Genomic DNA, 6,921 nt, shown 5'->3' with positions numbered 1-6,921 from the left:
ATCAAGTCGTTACAGTATTTAAAAAGACATCGAAAAGCGATTACCTTATCTTTTACTCAGCCGTACTCCAACGGAAAATTAGAAGGGAAAAACAATTTAATTAAAGTGATTCAACGGATTGCCTTTGGATTTCGAACGTTTAAACATCTCCGAAAACGCATCCTTATCCAACAAGGCGTACTGGATATTCAATAAAAGGCAAGCTGACAAATTTAACTACTTTAAAAAGCCAAAATTAAATAACAAAAAAAGAAGAACCTGAGTCCTTCTTAATTATACGGATATTGCTAAACAACACTATTTGACAAAGAGCCAAAAACAACCACGAACGGTTCGTTTTGTGCCCTTTTCTTTCAGCTACCCTGCCACCGAAATTTCTTTCCATGTTTCAAGGAGTTCGGTTAGTAATTTTTGGACTTCTTGTAAAACTTTAATGTCTTGGTCGATATTCCCAATCACTAGTTGGCTATACATGAAATCATAAAGTTGGATCAATTGTTGCGGGATTTCACTGTCAATTTCAGTATTGATTGAGTAACGTAGCTCTGAAACAATGTCTTGTGCTTTTAATAAGTACTCGCTTGCTTTGACCAATTGCTCTTTTTCTAGGGCTAAAATACCTAAGCGGATATTTTTGATGCCACCTTCTAATAGCATTTCAATTAACTTGTTGGGCGATGCACTCATTACTTGGTTTTTCAAATAGAGATTTGGATTTTTTTGATACATTTTATTCCTCACTTATTTAATAGTAAAATTCATAACCAGACGATTGATTGTATTGGACGTAGTCACGGACTTTTAAATTCATTTTATTTAGTTTACTTGTTTCACGCTGAACTTTCAACTTTTCTTGTTGTAAAAAAGTAACTAATTTTCGATACTCAACAATCAAGGCTTGTAAGGCAGCTTGATCATTGGGTGTAATCGACGTTTTTTGCAACTCTTGAAATAATGGTTGGCTTTGTTCTAATAAATTTTCAGCCCCCTCAAGGTCACCTTGCCAGTTAGCAAATAAAGCTTGCAGTCGTGTTATAATGTTCATTATTGTCCACCGTTAAAAGAATTCACCTGATTAATTAACCAAGACATTTGTTCTTCGGCTTGCATCATCGCTTGATCTAAGCGCGTAAACATATTAACATATCGAGTTTTTTTTCTATCGATTAAGTCATCAAAACGTTCAATTTGTTTATTTAAATCTTTAATCGTTAAGTCAAAACTAGAAAACTTTGAAGCAATTACGCCTTTATCTCCTGTTTTATCGACCAAATATTTATCGGTTAATTCTTTTAGCGCTACCGTATAACCAGTTATCTTTGGGTCACTACCAGCTGATATTTTTTCAGATTTATAAAAGAAATCTTTGATACTTTCTGGATCCTTTTTTAATACTTCATCAAACTTACTCTCATCAAAAGATAGTGTCCCATATCTATCCGATATACTAATTCCCAATTCAGCAGCTTTTAATGTGGTGCCTTCAACTGCTCGAGGGGCAATCAAGTTTCTTAACTCATTTTGTAAACGACTTAATGTACTGTCACCAGATAAAGCACCTGTTTTATTATCTTCTGCACTAGGGTCTCCTACACTAATTGAATCAGATATAAAACTCATTAAACTATTATATTGGTCGACAAATTCTTTAATTGTTTCTTTTGTTTTCGCTGTATCGTTTTCTAAAGTTAAGTCAATACTCTTTTCACTAGTGTTTTTCAATTCAAGTGTAACACCGTCAATAACATCTGAAATAACATTACTACTTCTAGTCATATCAATTCCGTTTAAATTAAATTTGGCATCAACACCCACTGTTTTTGTCGAACCAGTACCTATCCCTAAATCTTCAGCAATTGTTCCAGTGATCTCTAAGTCTCTGCTTCCTGCCTTACTATCAGTTAACACTAAACGATTATCCATAATAATCGCAGAAACACCAGAATTTTTTGATTCAATATTGATTTTCTTCATTACATCTTTTAAGCTATCATCCGATGATACATTTATCTTAAATTCTTTTCGATTGCCATCTTCGTCTAAGTCTGCTGTTTTTATTGTAAGTTCACCATCTGAACCTAACGATGAATTACTATCGGCTATCTTTTCTCCAATGACGCTTGTTTGAGTAGCTAGTCGTTCAACAGTTAATTGATATTTACCTTCCAAAGCTTCCGCATCACCAGAAATAGTTGCGACTTTCTCATCAGAAGTCGTTACTTTCTTACTTTGAAATGTCTCTGGTTTTTGTAAATTTTCAATTTTATTTAATAGGTTGTTTAATCGCGTTTTAACGTCACTCCAAGCAGTTTTTTGCTTGTTAATGAGTTCTATTCGATTTTGAGCTCTAATTTTAGGTACTTTATCGGCCGCTAGTAATTGTTCAATTTGATCGGAGCCAATGCCTGAATATTGTCCTAACATACTACTAATTCCTGATGAACTTGTTATATTTGCCATTTTAATTTTCCTTTCAAGTTTAATTCATTTCTTTTCAACTGTATTTTATACTCACTTATCTTTATCGGCTAATTTTTATTAAACTTAATGTTAATTATAAATAAAAGACCAACTAGTTTTTTCTAGTTGGTCTAACTTAATGTTTCTCTAAATTTTATTATAATTAACCTTGTAATAAACTTAAAACAGATTGTGGCATCGCATTGGCTTGAGCCAACATTGAAGTTGATGCTTGAGATAAGATATTTGACTTCGTAAAGCTCATCATTTCTTCCGCCATATCAACGTCACGGATACGTGAATTTGCTTCAGATAAATTCTCTTGCGTAGTTGTTAAGTTATTAACGGTATGTTCCAAACGGTTTTGAACTGCCCCTAGGTCAGAACGTTGGCTTGAAACTGACTTGATAGCTGCATCTATGCCTGTAATTGCCGCAGCCGCTTTTGTAGCATCTGTTAAATTTCCTAATCCGTTATCTGCTACTTTAGGATCTGCATCAGCTACTTTTGCATGTCCTAGAGCTACAGCATCCATTTTATTAATTGTCACGGTAATTTTTTGTCCAGCATTGGCTCCTACTTGAAAATCAAATACACCACCATTTGTACCACCATTTAAAAGAGTCATCGTGTTAAATTCCGTATCTCCAGAAATACGATCAATTTCCTCAGTTAGAGATTGAAATTCCTTGTTCAATTCAATTCTATCAGACTCTGTCAAAGTTCCGTTAGTTGATTGCACTGCTAAATCACGCATACGTCCTAAAATTGAGTGTGTTTCATTCAACGCGCCTTCTGCAGTTTGAATTAATGAAATCCCATCTTGCGCATTACGCGTCGCTTGTTTTAAACCACCAATTTGAGCTTTCATTTTTTCTGAAATTGCAAGACCAGCTGCATCGTCACCAGCTTTGTTAATGCGTAAGCCTGAAGATAATTTTGCTAAAGAGCCTGATTTTGATGCATTGGCTTGAGTTAAACGCCCATAAGTGTTCATTGCTGATACGTTTGTATTGATTCTCATGTTGTGTTGCCTCCTAATTGTTTTAAATACTATTTTTTATCTATCCACTAATTGATATCGGCTGTTTTTATATTTATTTTAGTTAATTTTAAAAAAAAGCAGAGATAACTCGCTATCTCTGCTTTAAAAAATTAACCTTGTAACAAGCTTAAAACAGATTGTGGCATCGCATTCGCTTGAGCCAACATTGAAGTTGATGCTTGAGATAAGATATTTGATTTCGTAAAGCTCATCATTTCTTCCGCCATATCAACATCACGGATACGTGAATTTGCTTCTGATAAATTCTCTTGGGTAGTCGTTAAGTTATTAACGGTATGTTCCAAACGATTTTGAACTGCCCCTAGGTCAGAACGTTGGCTTGAAACTGATTTGATAGCTTCATCAACAGAAACAATTGCCGTTCCTGCTTTAGCTGCTGTAAGTAAATCTTGACCACCTAGATAAGCATCGGTCCCTGACCCTGTACCAGCAGCGTTCACTCCACCAAGTGTCGTCTTGTCCATTTTATTAATTGTTACTGAAATAGTTTGGTTTGCATTTGCTCCTACTTGGAAATCAAACTTACCAGTACCACCGTTACTACCATCTAATAGTTTCATTGTGTTAAATTCAGTATTTTGAGAAATCCGATCAATTTCCGAAGTCAAAGCAGTAAATTCTTTATTTAACTCTGTACGGTCATCATTTGTTAATGTTCCATTTGTCGACTGCACTGCCAAATCACGCATACGGCCTAAAATTGAGTGTGTTTCATTCAACGCGCCTTCTGCAGTTTGAATTAATGAAATCCCATCTTGCGCATTACGTGTCGCTTGTTTTAAACCACCAATTTGAGCTTTCATTTTTTCTGAAATTGCAAGACCAGCTGCATCGTCACCAGCTTTGTTAATGCGTAGTCCTGAAGATAATTTTGCTAAAGAGCCTGATTTTGATGCATTGGCTTGAGTTAATCGGCCATAAGTGTTCATTGCTGATACGTTTGTATTGATTCTCATGTTGTGTTGCCTCCTAATTGTTTTAAATACTATTTTTTATCTATCCACTAATTGATATCGGCTGTTTTTATATTTATTTTAGTTAATTTTTTAAAAAAAGCAGAGATAACTCGCTATCGCTGCTTTTAAATAATTAGCCTTGTAATAAACTTAAAACAGATTGTGGCATCGCATTCGCTTGAGCCAACATTGAAGTTGATGCTTGAGATAAGATATTTGATTTCGTAAAGCTCATCATTTCTTCCGCCATATCAACGTCACGGATGCGTGAATTTGCTTCTGATAAGTTTTCTTGAGTGGTTGTTAAGTTATTCACGGTATGTTCCAAACGGTTTTGAACTGCCCCTAAGTCAGAACGTTGGCTTGAGACTGTTTTAATAGCTGCGTCAACTAAACCAATTGCCGTTCCTGCACCTGCTGCAGTACTCAAGTCGCCAGTATCCACAGTCAATGCTCCTGCGTCCATATTACCAATCGTTACTGAAATGGTTTGAGATGCGTTAGCTCCAACTTGGAAAGCAAACACTCCCCCATTTGTACCACCATCTAATAAACTCATTGTATTGAATTCTGTGTCACCTGCAATACGATCAATCTCATCTGACAAAGCAGAAAACTCTTTATTTAACTCTGTACGGTCATCATTTGTTAATGTTCCATTTGTCGACTGCACTGCCAGATCACGCATACGACCTAAAATTGAGTGTGTTTCATTCAACGCGCCTTCTGCAGTTTGAATTAATGAAATCCCATCTTGCGCATTACGTGTCGCTTGTTTTAAACCACCAATTTGAGCTTTCATTTTTTCTGAAATTGCAAGACCAGCTGCGTCATCGCCGGCTTTGTTAATGCGTAGTCCTGAAGATAATTTTGCTAAAGAACCTGATTTTGATGCATTGGCTTGAGTTAAACGCCCATAAGTGTTCATTGCTGATACGTTTGTATTGATTCTCATGTTGTGTTGCCTCCTGTAAAGAATAATTGTTATTAAGGTTGTCCTTATACTTTTATTATCGGTATAAATAACACTAGTTTAATAGCTTTACTCTTATTTTTTTTCATTCAATAAATCTTCGACGACTTGGGCATCGGCGTTGGCTTGGCTTAGTAAGATGGCGTTTTGTTCAAAATCAAATTCTTTTTTGGTTTTCTTAAAAAAGTTCTTGGCTTGTTCATTGTGCTTTTGTTCAAAGATTTGTTTTAGTGTATTTAAAGTCGCGGTCACTTGCTGACGGTAGTCGGTTGCTAGTTGTTGGGCTTTGATTTGTTCGTTTTGGATTTCTTGTTGTTGTTGCATTAATTGGGTCCGAACTTCCTCATAACAGCTTTGTAACTGGGCTTGATGGGTTTGGACAAACTCATTGGTGGCTTTTGTTTCGGTTTGGATCGTTCGTTCAATCGTTTCGTATGTTTCTTCGCTCGTTTTTAACTGGGTTTGAAGGGTTTGGGTACTTTCTAGTAACTCGGCGTATTCTGCTTGGGCGGTTTGCGCGTTTAACAGGGCTTGGGCTTCTTCTTCGTGAATGGCTTGTAATTCTTGTTCGATGATTTTATTTCTTAATAAATACGCTTGGTATTCCGATTGTTTCCGTTTTAAAGGATGGATAAATTCCATTTGTCGGATTTTTTCTTGAATGTTTTTTTGTTCGGTTGTTTTCAGTAATAAATTTTTACGCCAGTAGTACCATGTTTTTTGCTTGATGGTTTGCTTTTTCTCAGCCGCCGTTGTCTTTTTCGTTTGGGTTTTTAATAAAGCGGTGGTGTCTTTAAGCTGTTTATTTTCTGCTTGGAGTAAAGCTTGGGTTGTTTTTAACCGTGCCAAATTTTGCGTGAGTTGCTCGTCTAAAGTGGCAGTGTCTGGAAAGCTCACGTTGTTTAGTTGTTCAAGTAATTTGGTTAGTGTTTTTTGTGATGGATACATTTGTTCCGCAGCTTTGACTTGCCAAAAATCAAGGGACTGTTCGAGTAAATGTGGCCCAATTTTATGTAAGAAAGCGAGTTGGTGTTCAATCGGTTCGATTTGAATTGCGGCTTGTTGCAGCAAATGATGGTAAAGACCAGGTAAAGCTTGGCGTGTGGCAATTTCTTCGATGGCTTTTTGGTCTAACTGTGGTAAAAAAGTAGCGACACTTTGTTCCAGTGATTGTAGTCCTTGGCTAAGGAGATGACTAAATAAAAAAACGGTTTGTAAGTCTCTGAGGGCGATAAATTCACTGCGTTGTTTTAACGCTTCCCATTGTTGTTCGGTTATTTCGACGTGGTCTTTTTTGACTTTTTTGAATTCTTGATACAGGACGCTTTCTTGTTTCGTTAGAGCGACTTTGGCTTCTAACGGGGTTTGGGGTGTCTGGGTAATATTGGTTGCAATCGTTGTTATTGGTAATTGAATTGGCGGAATTCTAAAATTATCATTCATCGGATCACCTCATTTTTAAGTAA

8 protein-coding genes are annotated in these 6,921 nt (G+C 36.2%); 1 reads left to right on the top strand and 7 read right to left on the bottom strand.

Translation table 11 applies throughout. The annotated features are described in order from the left end of the window. Positions 1 to 195, top strand: a 195-nt coding sequence (locus JOD14_RS01290) for a transposase (RefSeq protein ID WP_239576023.1), incomplete at its 5' end; no start/stop codon positions are given. Positions 196 to 357: 162 nt separating this feature from the next. On the opposite strand, the gene fliS is transcribed toward JOD14_RS01290, so the two are convergent. The 7 genes from fliS to JOD14_RS01255 all read right to left on the bottom strand — a co-directional run bounded on the left by fliS (position 358) and on the right by JOD14_RS01255 (position 6,898). Continuing rightward, the gene (gene fliS / locus JOD14_RS01285) at positions 358 to 729 is read right to left on the bottom strand and encodes a flagellar export chaperone FliS (RefSeq protein ID WP_204652878.1); all 372 of its coding nucleotides are present in this window, start codon (positions 727 to 729) and stop codon (positions 358 to 360) included. A gap of 16 nt (positions 730 to 745) precedes the next feature. Next, entirely contained in the window at positions 746 to 1,045 is a 300-nt protein-coding gene (locus JOD14_RS01280; protein WP_204652877.1) for a hypothetical protein, read from the bottom strand. Beyond that, on the bottom strand, positions 1,045 to 2,460 hold the full coding sequence (gene fliD, locus JOD14_RS01275) for a flagellar filament capping protein FliD (protein ID WP_204652876.1): 1,416 nt from the start codon (positions 2,458 to 2,460) through the stop codon (positions 1,045 to 1,047). Before fliD ends, JOD14_RS01280 begins: the two co-directional genes overlap by 1 nt. Before the next feature lie 163 nt (positions 2,461 to 2,623). After that, positions 2,624 to 3,484: a flagellin N-terminal helical domain-containing protein gene (locus JOD14_RS01270; RefSeq protein ID WP_204652875.1), complete on the bottom strand. Its 861-nt coding sequence runs from the start codon at positions 3,482 to 3,484 to the stop codon at positions 2,624 to 2,626. 131 nt (positions 3,485 to 3,615) lie between these two features. After that, positions 3,616 to 4,482, bottom strand: a complete 867-nt coding sequence (locus JOD14_RS01265) for a flagellin N-terminal helical domain-containing protein (protein ID WP_204652874.1) — start codon at positions 4,480 to 4,482, stop codon at positions 3,616 to 3,618. Between the two features lie 133 nt (positions 4,483 to 4,615). Further along, positions 4,616 to 5,437 carry a flagellin N-terminal helical domain-containing protein gene (locus tag JOD14_RS01260; protein WP_204652873.1) on the bottom strand — a complete coding sequence of 274 codons (822 nt, stop codon included), beginning with the start codon at positions 5,435 to 5,437 and terminating at the stop codon, positions 4,616 to 4,618. 93 nt (positions 5,438 to 5,530) lie between these two features. Next, positions 5,531 to 6,898, bottom strand: coding sequence for a coiled-coil domain-containing protein (locus JOD14_RS01255; protein ID WP_204652872.1), 1,368 nt, complete (start codon positions 6,896 to 6,898; stop codon positions 5,531 to 5,533). Between the last annotated feature and the right edge of the window lie 23 nt (positions 6,899 to 6,921).

Origin of the sequence: Enterococcus lemanii, from assembly GCF_016909125.1 — a bacterium.
GTDB lineage: Bacteria > Bacillota > Bacilli > Lactobacillales > Enterococcaceae > Enterococcus_I > Enterococcus_I lemanii.
This window is presented reverse-complemented; position numbering and strand designations above follow the sequence as displayed.